Source organism: Streptomyces sp. NPDC002276, assembly GCF_053891435.1.
Genome location: NZ_JBSFCQ010000001.1, coordinates 206,189 through 229,895, shown reverse-complemented (window position 1 = coordinate 229,895; position 23,707 = coordinate 206,189). Strand labels below are relative to the sequence as shown.

The window sequence follows — 23,707 nt, the reverse complement described above, 5'->3', positions numbered from 1 at the left end:
ACTCAAGGTCGCGTGTCCGGAAAAACAGGTGGAACGCCCTTCAGGTCAGGTCGAACTCCCCTTCCCGCGCCCCCGACACGAACGCGCCCCATTCCGCGGGCGTGAAGATCAAGGAAGGGCTTTCCGGGCTGCCGCTGTTGCGCATCGCGATGAATCCCTCGACAAAGGCGATCTGGACATCCCCCAGTCCACGGCTCCCTGAATGCCACTCGGCGTCACTGAGGTCCAGCTCCGGCTTGTCCCAGCCCGCAAGCGGGTGCTGCTGGATGGTGCTCTCGGCCACGTCCGTGCTCCTCCCGGTTCGTCGTCCGCGGCCAGCCTAGCGATCGGTTTCTGATGCCAACAGGCCACGTGAGGGGGACCTTTCAGGAGGCGGGGGGTTCACTGCCCACGAGCCACATCGAGAAGAACTGGGATCCGCCGCCGTAGGCGTGTCCGAGAACCCGTCGGGCCCCTTCCACCTGGTGTTCTCCGGCCTGGCCGCGCACCTGGAGGGCGGCCTCCGCGAAGCGGATCATGCCGGAGGCGCCGATCGGATTGGTCGAGAGCACCCCGCCTGACATGTTCACGGGAAGGTCGCCGTCCAGCTCTGTCACCCCCGACTCGGTGAGCTTCCAGCCCTCTCCCTCCTCGGCGAATCCGAGGTTCTCCAGCCACATGGGCTCGTACCACGAGAACGGCACATACATCTCCACTGCGTCGATGTCCCGGCGCGGGTCGGCGATCCCCGCCTGCCGGTACACGTCGCCCGCGCAGTCCTTCCCGGCCTGCGGCGACACACAGTCCTTTCCGGCGAACAGTGTGGGTTCGCTCCGCATGGCGCCCCCATGCATCCAGGCCGCCGGACGTGGTGCGCGGGCCGCGCCCGCCCGGTCGGTGAGGACCATCGCGCAGGCGCCGTCCGAGGAGGGGCAGGTCTCCGAGTAGCGGATCGGGTCCCACAGCATCGGCGAGGCCTGGACCTTCTCCAGGGTGATGTCGTGCTCGTGGAGATGGGCGTACGGGTTCTTCAGCGCGTTGCGCCGGTCCTTGTACGCCACCAGGGAACCGACCGTGTCGGGAGCCCCGGTGCGCCGCATGTAGGCCCGCACATGAGGAGCGAAGAACCCGCCCGCACCAGCCAGCAGCGGCTGCTGGAAGGGGATCGGCAGGGACAGTCCCCACATGGCGTTCGACTCGGACTGCTTCTCGAAGGCGAGGGTGAGGACGGTGCCGTGCACCCGGGCCGCGACGAGGTTCGCGGCGACCAACGCGGTCGACCCGCCCACCGAACCGGCGGTGTGCACCCGCAGCATCGGCTTCCCCACGGCGCCCAGCGCGTCGGCGAGATACAGCTCGGGCATCATGACGCCCTCGAAGAAGTCGGGCGCTTTCCCGATGACCACGGCGTCGATGTCGGCCCACGTCAACTCGGCGTCGTCCAGGGCCCGTTGAGCCGCCTCCCGGACAAGCCCCGCGATCGACACGTCCCGCCGCGCGGCGACATGCTTGGTCTGGCCGATCCCTACGACGGCCACGGGCTCCTTGCTCATCGCGGATCCCCTTCGAGTACGGCGACCAGGTTCTGTTGCAGACAGGGGCCGGAGGTGGCGTGGGCGAGGGCCCGGTCGGACTCGCCCCGGTGGATGCGGGCGGCGGCCTCGCCGATGCGGATGAGCCCGGCGGCCATGACGGGGTTGGCGGCGAGGGCCCCGCCGGACGGATTGACCCGCACCTCGTCGCCGAGCCGCAGCGCCTTCCGCAGGACGACCTCCTGCGCGGTGAACGGCGCGTGCAACTCGGCGCTGTCGACAGGCCGTTCAAAAGCCCCGGCCTTCTCGGCGGCGAGCCGCGTGGACGGCGAGTCGGTCAACTCCCGTACGCCCAGGCCGTGTGCCTCGATGCGGTGGTCAATGCCCCTGATCCAGGCGGGCCGTTCGCACAGTTCGCGGGCCCGGTCCCCGGCGGCGAGGATGACGGCGGCGGCTCCATCCCCGATCGGCGGGCAGTCGCCGGTACGCAGCGGCCGTACGACGTAGTCCCCCTGCGGCACCGAACCCCGCACCTGCGCATGGGAGTTGGCGCTCGCGTCGGTCCGGCTGCGGGCGGCCACGGCGGCGAGCGCGGGCTCGTCCGTGTCACCGGCGTCGATGAGGGCCTGGGCCTGGAGGGCGGCGAGGGCGACGGAGTCCGGCCACAACGGGGCGACGTAGTACGGGTCGAGCTGTCGCGTCAGCACATCACGCACGGAGCCGGGCGACGACTTGCCGTAGGAGTAGACGAGCGCGGTGTCGGCGTCACCGGTCAGGAGCTTGGTCCAGGCCTCGTAGAGCGCCCAGGCGCCGTCCATCTCGACATGCGACTCGGAGATCGGCGGCCAGGCGCCGACGCCGTCGAGGGCGAGGGTGAAGGAGAAGGCGCGGCCCGCGAGATAGTCGCTGGAACCGGAGCAGGTGAAGTCGATGTCGGCGGTCTTGAGTCCGGTCTGTTCGAGTACGCCGTGCAGGACCGGCATGAGCATCTCCACCTCGGAGAGCTCGTCGGTGGTACGCCGGTGGTCGGTCTGCGCGAAGGCGACGACGGCGATCTCACGCATCGCGGCAGCTCCAGGCATCACAGCAGCTCCTTGTAGGCGTCGTAGTCGGCGTCGGGCTCGCCGGTCGGCCGGTAGTGGTCCGGATAGCGACCCCCCTCGCTCCACACCGCCTCGACCCGCAGCCCCATGCGCACCTGGTCGTACGGGATCCCGCCGATCCGTCCGTGCAGCGCGAGGTCGGCGCCGTCCAGGGCGATGTGCGCGTAGACGTACGGCACCTCGATGTCGAGGTTCTTCGCCTTGATGTTGACGATGCAGAACGTGGTGACTGTGCCGCGCGGCCCCACTTCGACATGTTCCGCTGTGGCGACACCACATGTGGGACACGCACCCCTCGGCGGGACGTACACCTTCCGGCAGGAGGGGCAGCGTTCGCCGACCGTGCGCTGTCCGGAGAGCGCGTGGATGTAGTCGGTCTGGGCACGGCCGGGCGAGTAGACGTAGTCGAGGCGGGCCGGGGCCACGATGCCGGTGACCATGTTCTCGAACTCGCCGCTGTGGTCGACGGATTGACCCCTCTCATCACCGTCGTACGGCTCGAAGCAGGCGATGTCCGTGATGGCGCCGGTACGTTCCTCGGCCCACCGGACACGGACGCGCATGCCGGTGCGGACGGCGTCGGGTCCAGGGGCGTCAAGGGCGTGCAGGAGAGCGGTGTCGGCGCCGTCGAGCCGGACCAGCACCCAGGCGAAGGGGGTGTCGAGGGGCTGCCCGCGACGGGGTTCGTGATTCCAGGCCCAGGTGGTGACCGTCCCGATGGAGGCGACCTCGACGAGATCGCGGATCTCCTCGGCGGTGACGGGGTCGTATTCGACGGGAGGGACGAGGGTCCGCCCGTCGCCGGTCTTCACACCGAGGAGGACACGTTCCCGCAGCCCGGTGAGAAAGGCGCTCTGGACGGGCCCGAGGGATCGGGTGAAGGGAAATTCGAGAGTCAGGGGGGCTTTGAGCACTTCAGGCACGAGATCTCCTCACTAGACAGCTGGGGCCGACTGTCCCCACTTAGGGGCGCGGGGAACTGCGCGATCAGCCACAACGCACCCGCGGACACAAACGGACCTACATCCGCTTGTAAACAGGCGCCCGTTTCTCCGCAAAGGCACGCGCCCCCTCCTTCGCATCGGCGGTGTCAAAGATCGGCCACCCCCGCTTGAGCTCGGCCGCGAGGCCGTCCGTCTCGGTCTGCTCCGCCGTCTCGTACACCGACGCCTTGACCGCCTCGACAGCCAACGGCCCACAGGAGTTGACGAGTTGAGCGATCTCCAGTGCCTTGGCGAGAGCCGTCCCGTCGGGGACGACATGCCCGACAAGGCCGATGTCCGCCGCTTCCCGCGCGCTGTACGGACGCCCCGTAAGCAGCATCTCCAACGCATGCGTCCGCGGAATCTGCCGCTGGAGCCGCACAGTTGAGCCCCCGATGGGGAACAGCCCGCGCTTGACCTCGAACAGCCCGAACGTCGCGGACTCCCCCGCGACCCGGATATCGGTGCCCTGAAGAATCTCCGTACCGCCGGCCACGCAGTACCCCTCGACCGCGGCGATCACCGGCTTGCGCGGCCGGTGATGCCGCAGCATCGCCTTCCAGTGCAGGTCGGGGTCGGCGGTAAGCCGGTCACGGTACTGCTGCCCCTCCATGCCCTTCCCGGCCAGCGCCTTGAGGTCCATGCCCGCGCAGAACGCGCCCCCCGCACCGGTCAGCACGATCGAGCGGATCTCGTCGTCCGCGTCGGCCTCGATCCACCCGTCGTAGAGGCCCACGAGCATCGGCAACGAGAGCGCGTTCTTGGCCTCGGGCCTGTTGAGCGTGAGCACCAACGTGGCGCCTTCGCGCCGCACGGTCAGGTGTTCCGTACCGCTCATGGTCGTCTCCCGTCGCCGTACCGCCTCCGGAACGAGAACAGGTTGCAGGAGGCGCCCTGCCAGTACAAGAGGTTTCTGACACTCAGTCAGATTTCTTCTGCGCGGACCCTTCACAGTTGCCGCGCCCTTTGCTCTGATGACCGGCGAACCGACGTCAGGAGGAGTGGTGGAGTACAACATTGCCGACCTGTTCGAGTCGGTCGTCGACGTGGTCCCGGACCGCGAGGCGCTCGTGTACATCGACCACCCGGGCACGGGCGCGGAACGCCGCCTGACCTACGCGGAGTTGGACGCGGCGGCGAACCGCATCGCCCATCATCTGATCGACACCGGGATACGCCCGGGTGAGCATCTGGGGCTCCATCTCTACAACGGCATCGAGTACTTGCAGACGGTGCTGGGCTGTCTGAAGGCGCGGGTCGTGCCGGTCAACGTCAACTACCGGTATGTCGAAGAGGAGTTGGTGTACCTCTACCGGGACGCCGATCTCGTCGCGCTGGTCTTCGACACGGAGTTCACCGAGCGGGTGGCCGCCGCGCTGCCTCGCGCGGAGAAGCTTCGCCACCTGGTACGGGTGGGGACACCGGCCCAGGACGCCCCGGACGTGCCGGACGTACCGGCCGTGGCCTTCACCGACGCGGAGGCCACCGGGTCCTCCGAGCGGGGGTTCCCGGCCCGTTCCGGCGACGACCAGTTCATCATCTACACCGGCGGCACGACCGGGATGCCCAAGGGTGTGATGTGGCGCCAGGAGGATCTGTTCTTCTCGGGGCTCGGCGGTGGCGCGCCGACCGGTGAAGCCGTCAAGAGGCCCGAGGAGTTGGCCGAGCGGGTCGCGGCCGGCGGGGCGGGGATCACGTTCTTCCCCACTCCCCCGCTGATGCACGGCACCTCCACGCTCACCGCGTTCATCGGCTTCAACTTCGGCCAACGCATCGTGATCCACCGCAAGTTCGTGCCGGAGGAGGTGCTGCGGACCATCGAGAAGGAGAAGGTCACCAGCATCTCGCTGGTGGGCGACGCGATGCTGCGGCCGCTGATCGACGCGCTCAATGGGCCGATGAAGGGCACGGACTGCTCGTCGGTGTTCAGTGTCTCGTCGTCGGGCGCGATCATGTCGGAGACGGTGCGCCGGCAGTTCCAGGAACTGCTCCCGAACACGATGCTGCTGAACAACTACGGCTCGTCCGAGTCCGGCTTCAACGGCACGGCGACGGCGGACTCCGGGGCCGGGCAGTCGTTCCGCATCCGGGTCAACTCCCGTACGCAGGTGGTCGATCCGACCACCAACGAGCCGGTCGCCGTCGGCGAGATCGGGCGGGTCGCGCAGTGCGGCCATGTACCGCTCGGCTACTACAACGACCCGGGGAAGACCGCCGAGACCTTCTTCGAGAAGGACGGCAGGCGGTGGGTGCTGCTCGGTGACATGGCGACCGTGGACGAGGAGGGCGTCGTCACGGTGCTCGGCCGTGGCTCGCAGTGCATCAACACCGGTGGGGAGAAGGTGTATCCGGAGGAGGTCGAGCAGGCGCTCAAGTCACATCCGGATGTCTACGACGCGTTGGTGGCCGGGGTGCCGGACGAGCGGTGGGGCAACCATGTGGCCGCCGTCGTGGAGTTGCGCGCGGGTGCGGTACGGCCCTCGCTGGACGACATCCAGACGCACTGCCGCTCCCATCTCGCCGGGTACAAGATCCCGCGGCAGTTGGTGATCGCGGAGTCGATCCAACGTTCGCCGAGCGGCAAGGCGGACTACCGGTGGGCGCGGGAGGTGGCGGTCTCCGCAGCTCAGTGAGTCAACAGTGGGTCAACACGCAGGCCAGGTTGAACTGACGGTAGCGTGCGACCGTACTGATGGTGACGAATCCGGTGGCCCGGGCCGGATACGTCATGCCGTCACCGGGCTCAGCACGGAAGGACGTTCGGGTGCCGCTCTTCACTCGCTCTCACCCATTGGCGCAGCAGAAAGCCACCGGGGAGACCGACTCGACAGCGGCGACGGAGGCCGCCGCACCGTCCGAACCGCAGGGCCCACCCGAGCCGGACGATACGGCGGACACGTCCGAGCAACTCGAACCGGCGGAACCGGCCGAGGCGGCCGAGTCCGCGGGTCCCGCGGAATCCGCCGCCGACTCCGCCGAGCGGTCGTCCCAACTCCCGCCCCGCGCCGGTTGGTTCGGCTGGCGGACTCGTTACCCCCGTACCGCACGGGCCGTAGGGCTGGGCACGACCGTGCTGGCCGGTGTGCTGCTGATCGTCGCGCTGCTCGTGCCCGACCGTCTCGACCGAATCACTCTCCAGTCGTTCTTCCGCTTCCCGGTCGAGGCGCTCGTCCTCGCGATCGTCCTGCTCGTACTGCCCGCGAAGGCACGGCGGATCGTGGCCGTCGCGCTGGGGGCGTTCGTCGGGCTGTCCACCGTCCTGAAGTGCCTCGACATGGGCTTCTACCAGACCCTGGCCCGGCCGTTCGACCTGGTCTTCGACTGGGTCCTGCTGAGCGACGCGGCGGACTTCCTGAAGGACTCGGTCGGCCGCTCGGGCGAGGTGCTCGCGATCGTCGGGGTGATCCTGGCGCTGATCGCCGTGCTGGCGGGGAGCGCACTCGCGATGGTGCGGCTGTCGGACGTGATGGCCAGGCACCGCCCCACGGCGGTCCGCACCACACTCGTCCTCGGTGTGGTGTGGATCATGTGCTTCACGCTGAGCTTCCAGGTGGGCGGCGTGACGCTCGCCACGAAGGGCTACAGCACGTTCCTCGCCAACCGGGTGCAGTACGTCCGCGAGGGGCTGGGTGACGCCGACGTCTTCAAGAAGCAGCTCAACGTCGACGCCTTCGCCAAGACCCCGCCGAACCAGCTGCTGACCGGACTCCGCGGCAAGGACGTCCTGTTCACGTTCATCGAGAGCTACGGCCGGGTCGCGCTCGACGACCCGCCGATGGCACCGGAGATGGACAAGACGCTCACGGCGGGCGACGCCCGGCTCAAGGCGGCCGGTTTCGCCTCGCGCAGCGGCTGGCTCAGGTCGCCCGTGACGGGCGCCGGCAGCTGGCTCGCCCACTCGACGTTCCTGTCCGGCCTGTGGGTCAAGAACCAGCAGCGGTACCGGACCGTGACCACCAGCACCCGCGCGACCCTGACCAGCTACTTCCAGAAGACCGGTGCCTGGCGCACGGTCGGCATCGTGCCCGGTGTGCGGAAGGCCTGGCCCGAGGGCAAGTACTTCGGCCTCGACAACATCTACGACTCCACGCACCTCGGCTACAACGGCCCGTACTTCAGCTGGACGCCCGTACCGGACCAGTTCAGCCTGGAGTCCTTCGAGAAGCTGGAGTACGGCAAGAAGAACCGCGACCCGATCATGGCGGAGATCATCCTCGCCTCCAGCCACAACCCCTGGTCGCCCATCGCCCACACGATCCCCTGGAACCAGCTCGGGGACGGCACGATCTTCAACCAGATCAAGAAGGAGGGCACCAACCCGACGGAGGTCTGGAAGAGCGCGAAGCGCGTGCGCACCGAGTACCGCAAGGCCATCCAGTACTCCGTGGACAGCCTGACCCAGTGGATGCAGCGCTACGGCAACAAGAACACCGTCCTCGTCTTCCTCGGCGACCACCAGCCCGTCCCGACGGTCACCGGAGGCACCGCCGACCGGGATGTGCCGATCACGATCGTCGCGCACGACCCGAAGGTGCTGGACAAGATCAACAGCTGGGGCTGGACGGACGGCCTCAAGCCCGCGGACAACGCACCGGTGCTGAGCATGGACAAGTTCCGGGACCGCTTCATGACGACGTTCGCGAAGTGACGGTCCCGGTGCGGACGTCGCTCCGCTCGGCGAGGAACGGCTCCACCGCCGCCAGGAACTCCTCCGGCCGGTTCTCGTGCACGAGATGTCCGGCGTCGACGGTCACCAGGCGGGCGCCGGGGATCCGTTCGGCGACCGCGACGACCCGGTCCTGAGGAATCCCGCTGCTGGGACCACCCGCGATCACCAGCGTGGGCATGGTGATCCGCCCCATGTGGTCCCACCACATGGGGTCGGGGCGGTTTGCCCGGACGTCGGTGGCCTCGATCATGGCCCAGTCGAACGGCAGCTCCCCCGCGGGGCGTTCGGTGGGCGGCCTCGGCGGATCGAAGGGAATCGGCGCCGGCACATCCTCCAGCACCAGCCGCCGTACGACGTCGGGTGCCCGCTGCGCGAGCAGGTACGCGACGATGCCGCCCAGTGAGTGGCCGATGACGTCGGTCCGTTCGATGCCGAGGACGGTGATGAGGGCGCGTATGTCGTCCCGCATCGCGTCGTACTCGTACACGTCGGCCGTGGCTCCCGGCTCGGTGCCTGGCCAGTCGCTGCGGCCGTGGCCGCGCAGGTCGGGGGCGTACACGCGGCGCGCGTCGGGTCCGCCCGCGAGCCGTTCGGCGATCGGCGTCCAGTCGGTGCCGTCGGCGGCCCGGGAGTGGAGCAGAAGGACGGGCGGCGCCTCCTCAGGGCCCCAGACGTGAACGGCGAGCGTGATGCCGTTCGCCTTGACGGTACGGGCCTCGGTGTCCATGGCGGGAACGTAGCCGCTGCGGCACCGGGCCGTACATCTAGTCTGCCGAGGGCAGAAACGCACCGTCCGCGTCGAGAAACGCGACGACACGGCGCACGAACCGGTCCGGGTCGTCCAGCCACGGGTAGTGACCGGCGCCCGGCTGCACCGCCGACTCGGCGTTGCGGAACACCTCTGCGGTGCGACGGGCCAGTTCCGGCCGGGGGCCGCCGTCGAGTTCACCCGCGAGAACCAGCACGGGTGCGGGCAGCCGGCCGAGGGCGGCCCGGAGGACCGGTGGATCGAAGGCGCCCTCGGCGAAGTAGCGGTCGGCGGCTTGCTCGTTGCTCTGTTCGTCGGCGAGTGCGGAGTGTTCCTCGGCGACGGCGTCCCAACGGCCGTGGAAGAAGGGCTCGAAGACCGGGTCGAAGTCGGCGGTGCCCGCGAGCCACGCCTCGAAGGCCGGGAACGCCTCCTCGAACCACGGTTCCCCCTTCCGCAGCCGGGCCGCGGCGAGCCGTCCCTCGGACGTGGCCGGCATGCCCAGGGCCCAAGGGGTGGCGGTGATCAGCGCCAGGCGTGCCACCCGCTCGGGACGGCGGGCCGCGTACAGCATGGCGAGACTGCCGCCCGCCGAGTGTCCGAGCAGATCCATGTGCTCCAGGCCCATGTGGGCGCGCAACACCTCGACGTCGTCGACCAGTCGGTCGCAGCGGTACGTCCCCTCGTCGGCCGGCACCGCGGAGTCACCGGTGCCCCGGAGATCCAGCAGGATCAGCCGTCGATGCGCGGTGAGTCCCCCCAGGTCGCCGAGGTAGGCGGAGGCCCGCATGGGCCCTCCGGGCAGGACGACCAGCGGCTCGCCCTCGCCCCTTACGTGGTAGGCGAGTTCGGTACCGTCGGTGGCGGTGAAGGTCGGCATGCCCCGATCCTCGCCGCCCACCGCACTCGGCCACAAACCGGTTCCTCGGTCATCCCAGGCCCAGCAGCTCCGCCAGGTTGCCGCCCAGCACCCGGTCGCGGACCTCGTCGGCCCGGGTGACCCTCTCCACCGTCGTGCGGGCGACCACCGGGTCGCCGTAGGGAGCGTCCGAGCCGAAGAAGGTGCGGGTGGGGAGTTCGTGGATGGCCAGGCGGACGGCGAAGACGATGTTCGCGGTGGACAGTTCGAGGTGGAGGTTGGGAGTGGCCCGGGCCAGTTCGATCGCGTCCATCCAGTGGGCGCCGCCCAGTTGGCTGAGCACCAGCGGCACCTTCGGGTAGCGGGCCGCCAGTTCGGCGAGTGTGCGCAGGTCCGCCGCCGTGGTGGGCGCGGAGCCGTGGATGACGACCGGGAGTCCGGCATGATCGCGGGCCGCGCGTACCACCGGCTCGATCAGGGCCAACTGGCCTGGTGGCGGGGTGAGTTCACCGATGCCGTACAGGCCGCGCCCGGTCACCTCGCGCTCCACCCGGGCCGCGGTCTCCGCGTCGGGGCGGCCGAACGGGACGGAACCGAAGCCGAGGAAGCGGTCGGGGTGGGCCGTGACGGCATCGTCCAACTCCCGCATCGCCAGGGCGAATCCGTCGTCCCCGGTGCCGCCGGCCAACGCCCTTTCCAGTACGCCCATTTCATGGCGGAGGGAGTCCAGATCGGTCGCCCGTTCCGGATGCGGGCGAGTGGGGAAGAGCACCGTACGGTCCACACCCGCGTCGTCGAGCGCCAACAGGTGGGCGTCGAGCGGGTCGTGGACGTGGCTGTGGGCGTCGAGAATCACGTGGGTCTCCCTGAGTGTGCCTGCCGCCCGGAGGAATGCGGGTGGCGGGAGCCAGTGTTGAGCCCTGACACCGTGGGAAGGTCAAGTCGGAGAAGGGTGCGTGTCCTTGCTGATCGGAGAGCTGGCCGAGCGGACCGGAACCGGCGAGCGGCTGCTGCGCCACTACGAACGCGCGGGGCTGCTCCGTCCCGGGCGGTTGCCCAACGGCTACCGGGAGTACGCCGATTCGGACATCGCGGCCGTCCTGCGCATCCGCGCGCTCCTCGCGGCCGGGCTGCCGACCCGGATCATCCGCCGGGTACTCCCCTGCACCACTGGCGAGGCCGCCGTACAGCCGTGTCCGGGTGTACTCGACACGCTGCGCGAGCAGTTGAGCGCCCTGGACCGGCGGGCCGCTCAACTCGACGCGGCTCGTGCGGTGTTGCGGGACACCATCGCCGGAGCGGAGGCCCGCGCCGATACCGCTCCTGCCCCGGCCTCCCGGTGAGAACGCTCAGCCGCCGAAGCGCTCCCGCAACTCCCGCTTCAGGATCTTCCCGCTGGCGTTCCGTGGGAGCTGCTCCACGAACACGACCCGCTTCGGTGCCTTGAAGTGGGCGAGCTTCTCGCGGGCGTGGTCGATGAGTTGGGCCTCGGTGACCTCGCCGCGCGGGACGACGACCGCGGTGACCGCCTCGATCCAGCGGTCGTCGGGGAGGCCGATCACGGCGACCTCGGCGACGCCCTCGTGGGTGTAGAGCGCGTCCTCGACCTGGCGTGAGGCGACCAGTACGCCACCGGAGTTGATGACGTCCTTCACCCGGTCGACGACGGTGAAGAAGCCGTGCGCGTCCCGTACCGCGAGGTCGCCGGAGTGGAACCAGCCGTCGCGGAAGGCCGCAGCCGTCTCCGCGGGCTTGTCCCAGTAGCCCTCGCACAACTGCGGTGAGCGGTAGACGACTTCGCCCTGTGTGCCGTCGGGTACGTCCTTGCCGTCCTCGTCGACCACGCGCGCGTCCACGAAGAGGACCGGACGTCCGCAGGAGTCCAGTCGGCCCTTGTGTTCGTCGGGGCCCAGGACGGTGGCCAGGGGGCCGATCTCGCTCTGGCCGAAGCAGTTGTAGAAGGCGAGTTCGGGGAGCCGTTCACGCAGCCGCTCCAGGACGGGCACCGGCATGATCGACGCCCCGTAGTACGCCTTGCGCAGGCCGCTCAGGTCGCGGGTCGCGAAGTCCGGGCGGTTCACCAGACCGATCCACACGGTGGGCGGGGCGAACAGGCTGTCCACCCGCCCGGCCTCGATCAGGTCCAACAGCCGTTCGCCGTCGGGCGCGTCGAGGATCAGGTTGGTCGCGCCGACCGCCAGATAGGGCAGCAGGAACACGTGCATCTGCGCCGAGTGGTAGAGCGGCAGCGCGTGCACGGGGCGGTCCCCGGCGCTCAGGTCCAGGGCGGTGATCGCGCTCAAGTACTCGTGCACCAGGGCCCGGTGGGTCATCATCGCGCCCTTGGGCAGCGCGGTCGTGCCCGAGGTGTAGAGCAGCTGCACCAGGTCCTCGGTGCGCGGCTCGGGACCGTCGTACGGCGGCGCGGAGGCCAGTCGCTCCAGCAGCGAGCCGTCCGTGTCGCGCAGCGGCAACGTCCTTACATCGTGGGGGAGTCGAGCGGTGAGATCCGGGTCGGTGAGCACCAGTGTGCTGCCGGACTGGCCGACGATGTACGCGAGGTCGTCGCCGGTGAGGTTCTGGTTGATCGGCACGTGCACGAGGCCCGCGCGGGCGCAGGCGAGGAAGCCGATCAGATAGGCGTCCGAGTTGTGGCCGTAGGAGCCGACCCGGTCGCCCGGTGCGAGGCCCTGGTCGAGGAGCACGCTCGCCGCGCCGGAGACGGCGTCGTCCAGCTCCTGGTAGGTCCAGGAGCGCTCGCCGTAGTCCACCGCCACGCGGGCGGGAGTGCGCCGGGCACTGCGTCGCAGTACCCCGTCAACCGTGCTGCCGTGTCCGGGCGTCATGACACATGATCCTCGGGCCGGGGCCCGGGCGGGTCAAGCCGAGGGGTCGAGGTGGGCCCGGCCCACATGTGTCGGGCCCACATAGGACGCCCTCACATAGGGCGGACCCGCCCCTCCCAGTACGGGTCCCGCAGCCGCCGCTTGTACAGCTTGCCGTTGGGGTCGCGGGGCATCTCGGTGATGAAGTCGATGCTCTTGGGCCGCTTGTAGCCCGCGAGTTGCTCGGCGCAGTGGGCGAGAAGCGCGGCGGCGAGATCCGGACCGGGTTCGTGGCCGGGGGACGGTTCGACGACGGCCTTGACCTCCTCGCCCCAGTCGTCGTGCGGGATCCCGAAGGCGGCGGCGTCGGCGACGGCGGGGTGGGCGAGGAGCGCGGACTCGATCTCGGCCGGGTAGATGTTGACGCCACCCGAGATGATCATGTCGATCTTGCGGTCGCGGAGGAAGAGATAGCCGTCCTCGTCGAGGAATCCGAGGTCGCCGACGGTGAAGAAGTCGCCGATGCGGTTCTTCCGCGTCTTGGCCTCGTCCTTGTGGTAGGCGAAGCCGCCGGTGCTCATCTTCATGTAGACGGTGCCGAGTTCACCGGGCGGGAGCCGCTTGCCGTCGTCGTCGAAGACCGCGAGTTCGCTGATGGGCCAGGCCTTGCCGACCGTGCCGGGCTTCTTCAGCCAGTCCTCGGCGGTCGCGAAGGCACCACCGCCCTCGCTGGCCGCGTAGTACTCCTCCACGCAGTCGCCCCACCACTCGATCATGGCCCGCTTCACATGGTCGGGGCACGGGGCGGCGCCGTGGATGGCGTGCCGCATGGACGAGACGTCGTAGCGCGCCCGTGTGTCCTCGGGGAGGGCGAGGAGGCGGTGGAACTGGGTCGGGACCATATGGGTGTGGGTGCACTTCTCGCGGTCGATGAGGCGGAGCATCTCCTCCGGGCTCCACTTGTCCATCAGGACCAGGCGGTGGCCGATGTGCAGGCTGGCGCTCGCGAACTGGAGGACGGCCGTGTGGTAGAGCGGCGAGCAGACCAGGTGGACGTTGTCGTCGAACGGCTTGATGCCGAAGATGCCGAGGAAGCCGCCGAGGTAGGCCGACTCGGGCGGCTTGCCCGGCAGGGGGCGGCGGATGCCGCGGGGGCGGCCGGTGGTGCCGGACGTGTAGTTCATGACCCAGCCGAGGGTGCGGTCCGCGGGCGCCGACTCCGGTTGTCCGTCGAGGAGTTCGGCGTACGGCCGGAAGCCCTCGACCGTGCCGACCGCGTACCGGTGGGTGGCGGGGAGGCCGGCCTCGTCGGCTGCCTGGCGGACGGGCTCGGCGAACCGCTCGTGCGCGATGAGCACCTTGGCGCCGGAGTCGGCGACGATCCAGGCGATCTCGGGGGCGACGAAGTGGTGGTTGACGGGGACGAGGTAGAACCCGGCCTGGGTGGCGGCCAGATGGGCCGTGAAGAACTCGACGCCGTTGGGCAGGACGACGGCGAAGGCGTCGCCGCGTTCGAGTCCGGCCGCGCGCAGGCCGTGGACGAGTCGGTTCGCGGCGGCGTGCAGGCGACCGGCCGTCCACTCCTCGCCGTCGGGTGCGACGAGGACCACACGGTCGGGGTTCTGGGCGGCCTGGGCCCAGAACCCGGCGGGCGGTGTGCTCACGCCCTGTGTGGCGGCTCCACCTGCCGTGGCCCCGCCCTGTGTGTTCTCCCCCTGTGTGCTCACTGGCCGCTCCTTCCGGCGATGCGGTTGACGCGGTCGACGGCCTGTTCGAAGCCGCGGGTGAGGTCGTCGAAGACGGCCTGGACACTGCGTTCGCTGTTCATGCGGCCGACGATCTGGCCGACGGGCGTGCCGAGCAGTGGTTCGACCTCGTACTTCTGGATGCGCGAGACGGCCTCGGCGACGAGCAGTCCCTGGAGTGGCATGGGGAGGGTGCCGGGGCCGTCGGTGTCGTCCCAGGCGTCGGTCCACTCGGTGCGCAGTTGGCGGGCCGGTTTCCCGGTCAGGGCGCGGGAGCGGACGGTGTCGCCGGATCCGGCGGCGAGCAGCTTGCGGGTCAGTGCCTCGGAGTGCATATCGGCCTCTGTGGTGGTCAGCCATATGGAGCCCAGCCACACACCTTGAGCGCCGAGACTGAGCGCGGCAGCCACCTGCGGTCCGCTACCGATACCTCCGGCGGCCAGCACGGGCAGTGGACCGACGGCCTCGACCACTTCGGGCGTGAGCACCATGGAGGCGATCTCGCCGGTGTGCCCGCCCGCCTCGTAGCCCTGGGCCACGACGATGTCGATGCCGCCCTCGGCGTGCTTGCGGGCGTGCCGGGCGCTGCCCGCGAGCGCGGCGACCAGTACGTCCTGGTCGTGGGCGCGGGCGACGACGTCGGCCGGTGGGGAGCCCAGCGCGTTGGCGAGCAGCTTGATCGGGTAGTCGAAGGCGACGTCGAGCTGGTTGCGGGCGACCTGTTCCATCCACCCGGTGATGCGCCAGCCGGAGGCCTCGCCCTCGGCGAGTTCGGGCACGCCGTACTTGGCCAGGGTCTCGGTGACGAACTGCCGGTGCCCTTCCGGGATCATCGCCTCGACCTGGGCCTCGGTGACGCCCTCGACCTTCTTCGCGGGCATGACGACGTCGAGGCCGTACGGCATCCCCTCGACGTGCGCCTCCAGCCAGTCGAGGTCGCGTTTGAGGTCGTCGGGGGCGGTGTAGCGGACCGCGCCGAGCACTCCGAAACCGCCGGCCCGACTGATGGCCGCGGCGACGGCGGGGAACGGCGTGAAGCCGAAAATGGCGTGCTCGACTCCCAGTTTCTTGCTCAACTCCGTCTGCATGGGCGCAGAATGCCGCAGTCCTCCGGACGACGGAAGAGCTTTTCTGATGCTCCGTCAGATTTCTTGCGGTGGTGTTGTCCGTGGCGTCAGCCGGACACGCCCATGCGCTGGGTGCCGATGACCGCGAGCAGGCGCAGTGCCTCGTCGGACCGCGAGCCCGGCGCGGCGGTGTAGACGATGACGCGCTGGTCCCGGTCGGTGATGTCCAGGGCGTCGCAGTTGACGGTGACCGGGCCGACGGCGGGGTGGTCGAAGGTCTTGCGCAGGGTGGGCTCCGGGGCCACCTCGTGGTCGGCCCACAGCCGGGTGAACTCGGCGCTGCCCGCCAGGAGTTCGTCGATCAACGCGGTCAGCTCCGGGTCGTCCGGATAGCGGGCCGCGGCGGCGCGCAGCTGGGAGACCGAGTGGCGGGCGAACGCGTGGGAGTCCGAGACGCCGTACAGACGACGGCCGTCGGGATGCGGTCCCAGGAACGCGCGCCGGACCAGATTGCGGTCGCGGCGCGGCACGGCGGAGAAATCCTCCATCAGGGCCGCCGCCAGGTCGTTCCAGGCGATGATCTCCAGCGTCGCCGAGGTCACGAACGCGGCGGCGAGGGGCAGCCGTTCCAGCAGGTCGCGGATGCTCTGCCGGACCTCGCGCGAGGGTCCCGGCGCGGGCGCGGGCGGTGCCCCGGCGAGGTGGTGGAGGTGGTCGCGCTCGGCGTCCGACAGACGGAGGGCGCGGGCGAGCTGGGCCAGTACCTCGCGGGACGGATGAGGGCCGCGGGCCTGTTCGAGGCGTGCGTAGTACTCCGTGGAGATGTACGCCAGCTGCGCCACCTCCTCGCGGCGCAGACCTGGCGTACGGCGGCGCCGGCCGCCGGGCAGGCCCACGTCGGCGGGGGTGATGCGCTCACGCCTGCTGCGCAGGAAGTCCGCCAGTTGTCGTCGGTTCACCTGTCCAGTGTGCGCGTGCGCCGGGGTGCCGAGCCAGGTACAGCCGGTGCCTGGATGGGCCCGGGGCCGGGGCGCAGGCTCGACACCATGAACAACACACCGCACACACCACTTGCCTCCGGCACCGGGCTGCTCGACGACAAGGTCGCCTTCATCACCGGCGGCGGTCGCGGCATCGGCGCCGCCGCCGCGCGTCTCTTCGTCCGCGAAGGTGCCCGGGTGGTCCTCGCGGCGCGTACGGAGGGGCAGCTCAAGGCGGTCACCGAGGAGATCAGGGCGGCCGGCGGCACCGCGGCCTACGTACTGTGCGACCTGGCCGACGGCGACAGTGTCCGGGCAGCCGTCGACCGGACCGTGGAGCTGTACGGCCGGCTCGACATCGCCTTCAACAACGGCGCCACGATCCAGCCGCCCGGCCCGATGGACGAGTTGTCGGAAGCCGACTTCGACCGGGTCAGCGCCGTCAATCTCAAGGGCCCGTGGCTGGCCATGAAGGCCGAGATCGCCGCCATCCGCGCCACCGTCGGACGCGGCGCCATCGTCAACAACTCCAGCGTCGGCAGCCTCGCCGCCAACCCCGAACTGCCCGTCTACGGCGCCGCCAAGCGAGCCGTCAACAGCCTCACCGCGTCGGCCGCCGCCACGTACGGCCGTGAAGGCATCCGCGTCAACGCGATCGCTCCCGGGCTGACCCTCACGGAGATGGTCGACGAATGGGAACGGAACTCTCCCGGCGTCATCGACCGCATCTCGACCCTCAGCCCACTGGGCCGCCCCGCCGCCCCGGACGAGATCGCACAAGCGGCGGCGTGGCTGCTGAGCGACCGGGCGTCGTACGTGACCGGCGTGATTCTGCCGGTGGACGGGGGCGCGCGGGCGTGAGGGGGCGGTCGGCGGGAGCGTGCGGGACGATGCGACGCCGCGAGGCGCCCACGGCCTTCGCCCCGCCGACTCGGCCCACCCCTCACTCACCGGCTCAGTGACTCACTGACGGTCGCCCTCCAGTACCGCCATCGCCGCGTTGTGCCCCGGTACCCCGCTGACTCCCCCGCCGCGCACCGCGCCCGCCCCGCACAGCAGGACGTTCGCGTGCCGGGTCTCGACTCCCCAGCGGCCGGTGCCGTCCTGGGCGTAGGGCCAGGTCAGTTCACGGTGGAAGATGTTGCCGCCGGGGAGCCTGAGGTCGCGTTCCAGGTCGAGGGGGGTCTTCGCCTCGATGCAGGGGCGGCCGTCGGCGTCGGTGGCGAGGCAGTCCGCGAGCGGTTCGGCGAGGTGGCTGTCCAGCTGGGCGAGGGTGGACTTCAGGAGTTCGGCGCGTACGGCGTCGTTGTCCCGTTCGAAGAGACGGGCCGGGGTGTGCAGGCCGAAGAGGGTGAGGGTCTGGTAGCCGTCCTCGATCAGGTCCCGGCCCAGGATGCTCGGGTCGGTGAGGGAGTGGCAGTAGATCTCGGAGGGCGGTGCGGAGGGCAGTGAACCGGACGCGGCCTGGGCGTGGGCGGCGGCCAGTTGGTCGTAGCCCTCGGCGATGTGGAACGTGCCGGCGAAGGCCTCGCGGGGGTCGACCGAGGTGTCGCGGAGTCTGGGCAGCCGCTTGAGCAGCATGTTCACCTTGAGCTGGGCGCCCTCGGCGGGGGCGGGCGGTGCGTCGCCGGTGAGGGCGGCCAGCTGCTGCGGGGAAGCGCCGACGAGGACGTGGCGGGCAGCCACGACGCCTTCGGTGTCGGCGGTGCGATAGGTGATCTCGGCGGCGCGGCCGTCCGTGTCGATACGGACCGCCTCGTGGCCGGTGGCGAGTACGGCGCCGGCGGTGCGCGCGGCCGTGGCCAGGGCGTCGGTGAGAGCGCCCATGCCGCCGACCGGGACGTCCCAGGCGCCGGTGCCGCCGCCGATGACGTGGTAGAGGAAGCAGCGGTTCTGCGCGAGGGAGGGGTCGTGGGCGTCGGCGAACGTGCCGATCAGGGCGTCGGTGAGGACGACTCCCCGGACCAGGTCGTCGGCGAAGTTCTCCTCGATGGCGACACCGATGGGCTCCTCGAAGAGCATCCGCCAGGCGTCCTCGTCGTCGACGCGCCTGCGCAGTTCGTCGCGGGTGGGGAGCGGTTCGGTGAGCGTGGGGAAGACCCTTTGCGCGAGGCGGCCGGTCGTGCCGTAGAGCCGCTGCCAGGCCGCGTACTCGCTCTCGCCGCCGGTCAGGCGGGCGAAGGCGTCGCGGGTGCGGCGCTCGCCGCCGCCGACGAGGAGGCCGGTGGGACGGCCGTCGCGTTCGACGGGGGTGTACGACGAGATGGTGCGCCCGCGGATGCGGAAGTCGAGTCCGAGGTCCCGCACGATCTTCTTGGGCAGCAGGCTGACCAGGTACGAGTACCGGGACAGCCGTGCGTCGACCCCGGCGAACGGGCGGGTCGACACGGCGGCGCCGCCGGTGGTGTCGAGGCGCTCCAGGACGAGCACGGAGCGCCCGGCCCGGGCCAGGTAGGCGGCGGCGACCAGGCCGTTGTGGCCACCGCCGACGATGACGGCGTCGTAGGTCCGGTGTCCGGGTCCCTCGTGTGCAGGCATGGTTCTTCGTAACACGAGGTGATCTAGGTCGGCCAGGGGTGGGCGCGGGGTCCTGCGGGGCTGTGGGGCTGGGGGCGGATGTGGATGGCCGACGGCAGGCGCAGCCGTCCGCGTCCACGGACAGGCGCGGGCGGGCTGTCGTCAGGGCACGCGGCCCAACGGGCGGCGAGGGCGGCCCCGGCCGTCAGTGCCCGCCCGACGCCCGCCCCTGCCGTAGGACCGCCACCCGTCGGTACAGCTCGACCGCTTCCTGGTTGCGGCCGAGTTGTTCCAGGCAGTGGGCCTCGTCGTTGCGGCTGGCGAGGGTGTCGGGGTGGTCGGGGCCGAGGACGCGCTCGCGGGCGGCGGCGACGCGGCGGTACTCGCTGAGGGCGTCGGCCCAGCGGCCGAGCCAGCCCAGCCCCACGGCGACCTCGCGGCGGCTGACCAGGGTGTCGGGGTGGTCGGGCCCGAGGACGCGCTCGCGGATGGCGCACACGTCACGGGACTCGGCGAGGGCCTCCTCCCAGCGGCCGAGGCGGCCGAGGTTGACGCCGAGGCCGTGGCGGGCGCGGAGGGTCTCGGGGTGGGCGGGGCCGTGGACGCGGGTGCGGTCGTCGATCAGGTCGCGGTAGAGCTTGAGCGCGTCGGCGCTGCGGCCCAGGCGTCCGAGGCTGATGCCGATCTCGTAGCGGGCGGCGAGGGTGTCGGCGTGGTCCGGGCCGAGGGCCTGCGCGCGGGCCTCGGCGACCTCGCCGTAGGTCTGGAGTGCCTCCTGCCAGCGGCCCAACTGGCCCAGCGCGTAGGCGACTTCGTAGCGGGTGACCAGGGTGTCGGGGTGGCCGGGGCCCAGGACGCGGGCGCGGGCGGCGGCGACCTCGCAGGCCATGCGGTACGAGTCCTCCAGGCGGCCGAGGCGGCTGAGGTTGAAGGCGAGGTTGTGGCGGCAGCGCAGGGTGTCCGGGTGGTCGGGGCCCATGGTGCGTTCGCGGGCCGCGAGGACGGACGTGTACACCTGGTGTGCGTCGAAGTGACGGCCCAACTGGCCCAGGACGTACGCCATTTCCTGCCGGGCGGCGAGGGTGTCGGCGTGGTCGGCGCCCAGTGCCCGTTCTCTGGCGCGGGCGACGTGGGTGTACTCGCGCAGGGCGTCGGCGGCGTGCCCGGTGCGGCTGAGGGTGAAGCCGAGTTCGTAGCGGCTGGCGAGGGTGTCGGGGTGGTCGGGCCCGAGGAGGTGGCCGCGTTCGGCGGCGACCGCGCGGTGCACCTCGCCGGCCTCCGCCCAGCGGCCGAGGCGGCCCAGGCTCAGGCCCGCGTTGTGGCGTCCGGCCAGGGCCTTGAGGGTCTCCGGGGGCGGCGCGGACGGTGACTCCGGTGCGGGTGCCGCCACGTGGCCGGTGGCCGGGCGCGCGATCCACTCGCCGGTGAGGCCCGCCCCGGCGTCCGGCGGGGTGGTACGCAGTCCGGCGCCGGCCGCCTTGTGCCCGGTGGTCATCCCACGCGTCCAGGACGGCAGTCGCGCCTCGCGCGACACCGGTTCGGGCGAGGACAGTTCGGGTCGCGGGGTCACAACTGTCGGCACGTACAGGGGTGTCGTGCGGCCCATGGTGATGCGGCGGCCCAACTCGCGGGCGTCGTTCGGGCGTTGTTCGGGGAGCTTGGCGAGCAGGTCGAGGATGACCTTCTCCAGGTATTCGGGCACCTCGGGGCGCTGGGCGCGGGGCGGCCGGGGCGGGGTGTCGCGGTGGCCGATGAGGATGGCCCAGGCGTCGCCGAGGTCGAACGGCGGGGCGCCGGTGGAGAGTTCGTACAGGACGCAGCCGAAGGAGTAGAGGTCGCTGCGCTGGTCGACCTCGGAGCCGCTGATCTGTTCCGGCGACATGTAGTGCGGGGTGCCCATCGCGATGCCGGTGCCGGTCAGCCGGGAGGTGAAGCCGATGTCGGCGCCGAGGCGGGCGATGCCGAAGTCGCAGATCTTCACGGTGCCGTCGGTCAGCCGCATGATGTTCGCGGGCTTCAAGTCCCGGTGCACGATGCCCTGTTGGTGGCAGTAGGCGAGGGCGGAGGCGACCTGCTCGGCGATGTCGACGACGTCACCGACGGGCAGCGGATGCTGCTCGTTGTCCTCCAGGAGCTGGCAGAGGTTGCGGCCGTCGAGGAGTTCCATCACCAGGAAGAGGACGCCGTCGGACTCGCCGAAGTCGTGGACGACGGTCACCCCGCGATGCTGGAGGGCGGCGGCGACGCGGGCCTCGCGCCGGAACCGCTCGCGCAGGACGCGGGTGAACGACTGGTCGTGGTGCGGGTTCAGTGGCTTGAGGCACTTCACGGCGACATGGCGCCCCAGCGACTCGTCCCGCGCCCGCCACACCTCGCCCATGCCGCCGCGCCCGATCAGGTCGAGCAGCCGGTAGCGGCCCTGGATCAGCCTGCTGTCCCCCATTTCCCGCGATCGCCCCCGTCGTTGTTCGTCCTGCCCTCCCCTGGCTCGTCCAGTATGGCGAGCGATCGTCCGACTTTGTACGGGGAGGGCCGGGAGCCGGGGCCGAGCCGTGACATGGCGCGGATGATGTGCTTGGGCGGGAGTTGCCAGCGCACATGGGCGGGAACGCAGCGCAACAGGGTACCGGTGGCGCGCAGTCGCCGGGTGACGGTGGCGGGCGCGGGGGCCGGTCTGCCGTACAGCTGGTGGGCGTACGGCGGCAGGGAGGCGTACGCCAGGTGTGCCACGCGCCGCCAGAGCACCTCGCGCGCCGGGACGAGGAGGGGGTGCGTCGGCGGACGGAGCAGGAAGTCGTCCACGTCGTGTGCCTCGGGCCCTGCGGCGAGCGCGGGCCTGATCCGCTCGAAGTAGGCGGCGAGTTCGGCCCGGTCGCCCGGTACGGCGGCGGGGTCGAGGCCCACCAGGCGGGCGCTCTCCCGGTGTTCGGCGAGATAGCGGTCGGCCTGGGCGTCGGTGAGGCGGAAGCCGGAGCGGCGCAGCACGTGCAGATACGAGTCGATCTCGGCGCAGTGCACCCACAGCAGCAGCTCGGGTTCGTCGATTCCGTACCGCTCCCCCGTGTCCGGGTCGGTCGCCCCGAGCATGCCGTGGATCTTCCGCACCCGGGCGCCGGCCTTCTCGGCGGCCTCGGTGGTGCCGTAGGTGAGGGTGCCCACGAAGTTCGCGATGCTTATCAGCCTGCCCCAGGCGTCACGCCGGCCACTCTTTTTACGATCAAACGCAGTGGAGTTCTGCATGACTCCGCGTACGGCTCGCGGGTGGAGGGCCTGGAGGTAGAGCGCGCGGACGCCGGCGACCCACATCATGGCGTCGCCGTGGACCTGCCATGCCACGGAGTCTGGGCCGAAAAGACCCGGATCGCCCGTCCCTAGGGCATCCATGCCCGCAGGCTAACGCCGTACCCGCGGCATTCCCAGACCGATCCACGAGATGATCTCGCGCTGGATCTCGTTGTTGCCGCCGCCGAAGGTGAAGATCACGGCGGAACGGTAGCCGCGTTCCAGTTCGCCGTGCAGGACGACGCCCGCGGAGCCCTCCTTCAGGGCACCCGCGGCGGCGACGATCTCCATGAGCCAGGCGTAGGCGTCGCGGCGGGCCTCGGAGCCGTAGACCTTGACGGCGGAGGCGTCCTGCGGGGTGAGGGTGCCTTCCTGGACGGCGTTCACCATCTGCCAGTTGAGGAGTTTCATCGCGTCGAGCCTGGCGTGGGTGCGGGCGAGGAGGCGGCGGACCCAGGGGAGGTCGACGACGCGGCGGCCGTCGGCGAGTTTGGTCTCCATGGCCCAGTGCTGGACGTCGTGCAGGGCGCGGATGGCCATGGTGCCGTGGGCGGCGAGGGTGACGCGCTCGTGGTTGAGCTGGTTGGTGATCAGGCGCCAGCCCTGGTTCTCCTCGCCGACCCGGCGGGAGACGGGGACGCGGATGTTCTCGTAGTAGCTGGCGGTGGTGTCGTGCGAGGCGAGGGTGTTGATCACCGTGCAGGTGTAGCCGGGGTCGGCGGTCGGCACCAGGAGCATGGTGATGCCCTTGTGCGGCGGGGCGTCCGGGTCGGTGCGGGTGGCCAGCCACACCCAGTCGGCGGTGTCGCCGTTGGTGGTCCAGATCTTCTGCCCGTCGACGACGTACTCTCCCCCGTTCTCCCGCACCGCGCGCGTCTTCAGCGCGGCCAGGTCCGTACCCGCCTCGGGCTCGCTGTAGCCGATCGCGAAGTCGATCTCACCGGAGAGGATCTTCGGGAGGAAGTACGCCTTCTGCTCGTCGGTGCCGAACTGCATGATCGTCGGGCCCACGGTGTTGAGCGCCATCAGCGGCAGCGGTACGCCGGCCTGCGCGGCCTCGTCGAAGAAGATGAACTGCTCCATCGGCGTCAGCCCGCGCCCGCCGTACTCCTCGGGCCAGCCGACCCCGAGCCAGCCGTCCGTGCCGAGCCGACGGATGGTCTCGCGGTAGAAGCGTTTCTGGGCGGCCGGGTCCTCGTAGCGCGAGTAGGCGTGGTCGGGCACCAACTCGGCGAAATAGGCGCGCAGTTCGGTGCGCAGCCGCTGCTGCTCGGGCGTGTATTCGAGATGCACGGCGCCTCCTGGCTCCCAAGGCCGGTCCTGACGGCGCACACCGTAGAACGTGTTCCAGAAATTGGGAATGGCGAGGCGGCGACGACCCGGGCGACACCCGCGTCGGGGTCCGTGTCAGCATGGGC

At 70.6% G+C, this 23,707-nt stretch carries 20 protein-coding genes; 4 read left to right on the top strand and 16 right to left on the bottom strand.

Going from position 1 to position 23,707, the window contains the following annotated elements; translation table 11 throughout:
* Positions 1 to 40 precede the first annotated feature (40 nt).
* The 5 genes from ACWIHT_RS01100 to ACWIHT_RS01080 form a co-directional block, all read right to left on the bottom strand.
* Positions 41 to 283 (bottom strand): DUF397 domain-containing protein, encoded by a 243-nt coding sequence (locus tag ACWIHT_RS01100; protein WP_456163061.1) that lies wholly within the window; start codon positions 281 to 283, stop codon positions 41 to 43.
* A gap of 82 nt (positions 284 to 365) precedes the next feature.
* Positions 366 to 1,532, bottom strand: coding sequence for a thiolase domain-containing protein (locus ACWIHT_RS01095; protein WP_456163059.1), 1,167 nt, complete (start codon positions 1,530 to 1,532; stop codon positions 366 to 368).
* Complete coding sequence (locus ACWIHT_RS01090) at positions 1,529 to 2,593, bottom strand: thiolase domain-containing protein (protein WP_456163057.1); 1,065 nt, start codon at positions 2,591 to 2,593, stop codon at positions 1,529 to 1,531. Before ACWIHT_RS01090 ends, ACWIHT_RS01095 begins: the two co-directional genes overlap by 4 nt.
* Positions 2,593 to 3,537, bottom strand: coding sequence for a Zn-ribbon domain-containing OB-fold protein (locus ACWIHT_RS01085; protein WP_456163055.1), 945 nt, complete (start codon positions 3,535 to 3,537; stop codon positions 2,593 to 2,595). The genes ACWIHT_RS01090 and ACWIHT_RS01085 overlap by 1 nt, the downstream gene beginning before the upstream one ends.
* Before the next feature lie 97 nt (positions 3,538 to 3,634).
* The gene (locus ACWIHT_RS01080) at positions 3,635 to 4,435 is read right to left on the bottom strand and encodes a crotonase/enoyl-CoA hydratase family protein (protein WP_456163053.1); all 801 of its coding nucleotides are present in this window, start codon (positions 4,433 to 4,435) and stop codon (positions 3,635 to 3,637) included.
* Positions 4,436 to 4,601: 166 nt separating this feature from the next.
* Between ACWIHT_RS01080 and ACWIHT_RS01075 the strand changes: the two genes are divergently transcribed.
* On the top strand, positions 4,602 to 6,230 hold the full coding sequence (locus tag ACWIHT_RS01075) for an acyl-CoA synthetase (RefSeq protein ID WP_456163051.1): 1,629 nt from the start codon (positions 4,602 to 4,604) through the stop codon (positions 6,228 to 6,230).
* A gap of 131 nt (positions 6,231 to 6,361) precedes the next feature.
* Entirely contained in the window at positions 6,362 to 8,245 is a 1,884-nt protein-coding gene (locus ACWIHT_RS01070; RefSeq protein ID WP_456163049.1) for a sulfatase, read from the top strand.
* Here ACWIHT_RS01070 and ACWIHT_RS01065 read toward each other — a convergent pair.
* From ACWIHT_RS01065 to ACWIHT_RS01055, 3 genes are read right to left on the bottom strand one after another with little or no spacing between them, the layout of a single operon-like run.
* Positions 8,223 to 8,993 (bottom strand): alpha/beta fold hydrolase, encoded by a 771-nt coding sequence (locus tag ACWIHT_RS01065; RefSeq protein WP_456163047.1) that lies wholly within the window; start codon positions 8,991 to 8,993, stop codon positions 8,223 to 8,225. The two genes, ACWIHT_RS01070 and ACWIHT_RS01065, sit on opposite strands and share 23 nt — an antisense overlap.
* Before the next feature lie 37 nt (positions 8,994 to 9,030).
* Positions 9,031 to 9,894, bottom strand: a complete 864-nt coding sequence (locus ACWIHT_RS01060) for an alpha/beta fold hydrolase (protein WP_456163045.1) — start codon at positions 9,892 to 9,894, stop codon at positions 9,031 to 9,033.
* Positions 9,895 to 9,943: 49 nt separating this feature from the next.
* Positions 9,944 to 10,729: an amidohydrolase family protein gene (locus ACWIHT_RS01055; protein WP_456163043.1), complete on the bottom strand. Its 786-nt coding sequence runs from the start codon at positions 10,727 to 10,729 to the stop codon at positions 9,944 to 9,946.
* A gap of 100 nt (positions 10,730 to 10,829) precedes the next feature.
* On the opposite strand from ACWIHT_RS01055, the gene ACWIHT_RS01050 reads away from it, so the two are divergent.
* On the top strand, positions 10,830 to 11,216 hold the full coding sequence (locus tag ACWIHT_RS01050; RefSeq protein ID WP_456163041.1) for a MerR family transcriptional regulator: 387 nt from the start codon (positions 10,830 to 10,832) through the stop codon (positions 11,214 to 11,216).
* A 6-nt stretch (positions 11,217 to 11,222) separates the two neighbouring features.
* On the opposite strand, the gene ACWIHT_RS01045 is transcribed toward ACWIHT_RS01050, so the two are convergent.
* From ACWIHT_RS01045 to ACWIHT_RS01030, 4 genes are all read right to left on the bottom strand, one after another.
* Positions 11,223 to 12,719 carry an acyl-CoA synthetase gene (locus ACWIHT_RS01045; protein ID WP_456163039.1) on the bottom strand — a complete coding sequence of 499 codons (1,497 nt, stop codon included), beginning with the start codon at positions 12,717 to 12,719 and terminating at the stop codon, positions 11,223 to 11,225.
* Between the two features lie 92 nt (positions 12,720 to 12,811).
* On the bottom strand, positions 12,812 to 14,362 hold the full coding sequence (locus ACWIHT_RS01040) for an acyl-CoA synthetase (RefSeq protein ID WP_456164548.1): 1,551 nt from the start codon (positions 14,360 to 14,362) through the stop codon (positions 12,812 to 12,814).
* Positions 14,363 to 14,421: 59 nt separating this feature from the next.
* A complete protein-coding gene (locus ACWIHT_RS01035) occupies positions 14,422 to 15,531 on the bottom strand; it encodes an NAD(P)H-dependent flavin oxidoreductase (RefSeq protein ID WP_456163037.1) in 1,110 nt (369 codons plus the stop codon).
* Between the two features lie 86 nt (positions 15,532 to 15,617).
* Positions 15,618 to 16,469 (bottom strand): helix-turn-helix transcriptional regulator, encoded by an 852-nt coding sequence (locus ACWIHT_RS01030; RefSeq protein ID WP_456163035.1) that lies wholly within the window; start codon positions 16,467 to 16,469, stop codon positions 15,618 to 15,620.
* Positions 16,470 to 16,523: 54 nt separating this feature from the next.
* On the opposite strand from ACWIHT_RS01030, the gene ACWIHT_RS01025 reads away from it, so the two are divergent.
* Positions 16,524 to 17,351, top strand: coding sequence for an SDR family NAD(P)-dependent oxidoreductase (locus ACWIHT_RS01025; protein ID WP_456163033.1), 828 nt, complete (start codon positions 16,524 to 16,526; stop codon positions 17,349 to 17,351).
* A gap of 102 nt (positions 17,352 to 17,453) precedes the next feature.
* Here the strand turns inward: ACWIHT_RS01025 and ACWIHT_RS01020 are convergent, their stop codons facing one another.
* The 4 genes from ACWIHT_RS01020 to ACWIHT_RS01005 form a co-directional block, all read right to left on the bottom strand.
* Complete coding sequence (locus ACWIHT_RS01020; protein ID WP_456163031.1) at positions 17,454 to 19,028, bottom strand: phytoene desaturase family protein; 1,575 nt, start codon at positions 19,026 to 19,028, stop codon at positions 17,454 to 17,456.
* A 184-nt stretch (positions 19,029 to 19,212) separates the two neighbouring features.
* Entirely contained in the window at positions 19,213 to 21,450 is a 2,238-nt protein-coding gene (locus tag ACWIHT_RS01015) for a tetratricopeptide repeat protein (protein ID WP_456163029.1), read from the bottom strand.
* Entirely contained in the window at positions 21,432 to 22,391 is a 960-nt protein-coding gene (locus ACWIHT_RS01010; protein ID WP_456163027.1) for an oxygenase MpaB family protein, read from the bottom strand. Before ACWIHT_RS01010 ends, ACWIHT_RS01015 begins: the two co-directional genes overlap by 19 nt.
* A 9-nt stretch (positions 22,392 to 22,400) precedes the next feature.
* Positions 22,401 to 23,582 carry an acyl-CoA dehydrogenase family protein gene (locus tag ACWIHT_RS01005; RefSeq protein ID WP_456163025.1) on the bottom strand — a complete coding sequence of 394 codons (1,182 nt, stop codon included), beginning with the start codon at positions 23,580 to 23,582 and terminating at the stop codon, positions 22,401 to 22,403.
* Positions 23,583 to 23,707 lie beyond the last annotated feature (125 nt).

Coding starts and splice junctions, on each gene's coding strand:
- ACWIHT_RS01095 (WP_456163059.1), bottom strand. CDS start 1,532: ATGAGCAAGGAGCCCGTGGCCGTCGTAGGGATCGGCCAGACCAAGCAT.
- ACWIHT_RS01090 (WP_456163057.1), bottom strand. CDS start 2,593: ATGCCTGGAGCTGCCGCGATGCGTGAGATCGCCGTCGTCGCCTTCGCG.
- ACWIHT_RS01080 (WP_456163053.1), bottom strand. CDS start 4,435: ATGAGCGGTACGGAACACCTGACCGTGCGGCGCGAAGGCGCCACGTTG.
- ACWIHT_RS01065 (WP_456163047.1), bottom strand. CDS start 8,993: ATGGACACCGAGGCCCGTACCGTCAAGGCGAACGGCATCACGCTCGCC.
- ACWIHT_RS01060 (WP_456163045.1), bottom strand. CDS start 9,894: ATGCCGACCTTCACCGCCACCGACGGTACCGAACTCGCCTACCACGTA.
- ACWIHT_RS01045 (WP_456163039.1), bottom strand. CDS start 12,719: ATGACGCCCGGACACGGCAGCACGGTTGACGGGGTACTGCGACGCAGT.
- ACWIHT_RS01035 (WP_456163037.1), bottom strand. CDS start 15,531: ATGCAGACGGAGTTGAGCAAGAAACTGGGAGTCGAGCACGCCATTTTC.
- ACWIHT_RS01025 (WP_456163033.1), top strand. CDS start 16,524: ATGGGCCCGGGGCCGGGGCGCAGGCTCGACACCATGAACAACACACCG.
- ACWIHT_RS01020 (WP_456163031.1), bottom strand. CDS start 19,028: ATGCCTGCACACGAGGGACCCGGACACCGGACCTACGACGCCGTCATC.
- ACWIHT_RS01015 (WP_456163029.1), bottom strand. CDS start 21,450: ATGGGGGACAGCAGGCTGATCCAGGGCCGCTACCGGCTGCTCGACCTG.
- ACWIHT_RS01010 (WP_456163027.1), bottom strand. CDS start 22,391: ATGGATGCCCTAGGGACGGGCGATCCGGGTCTTTTCGGCCCAGACTCC.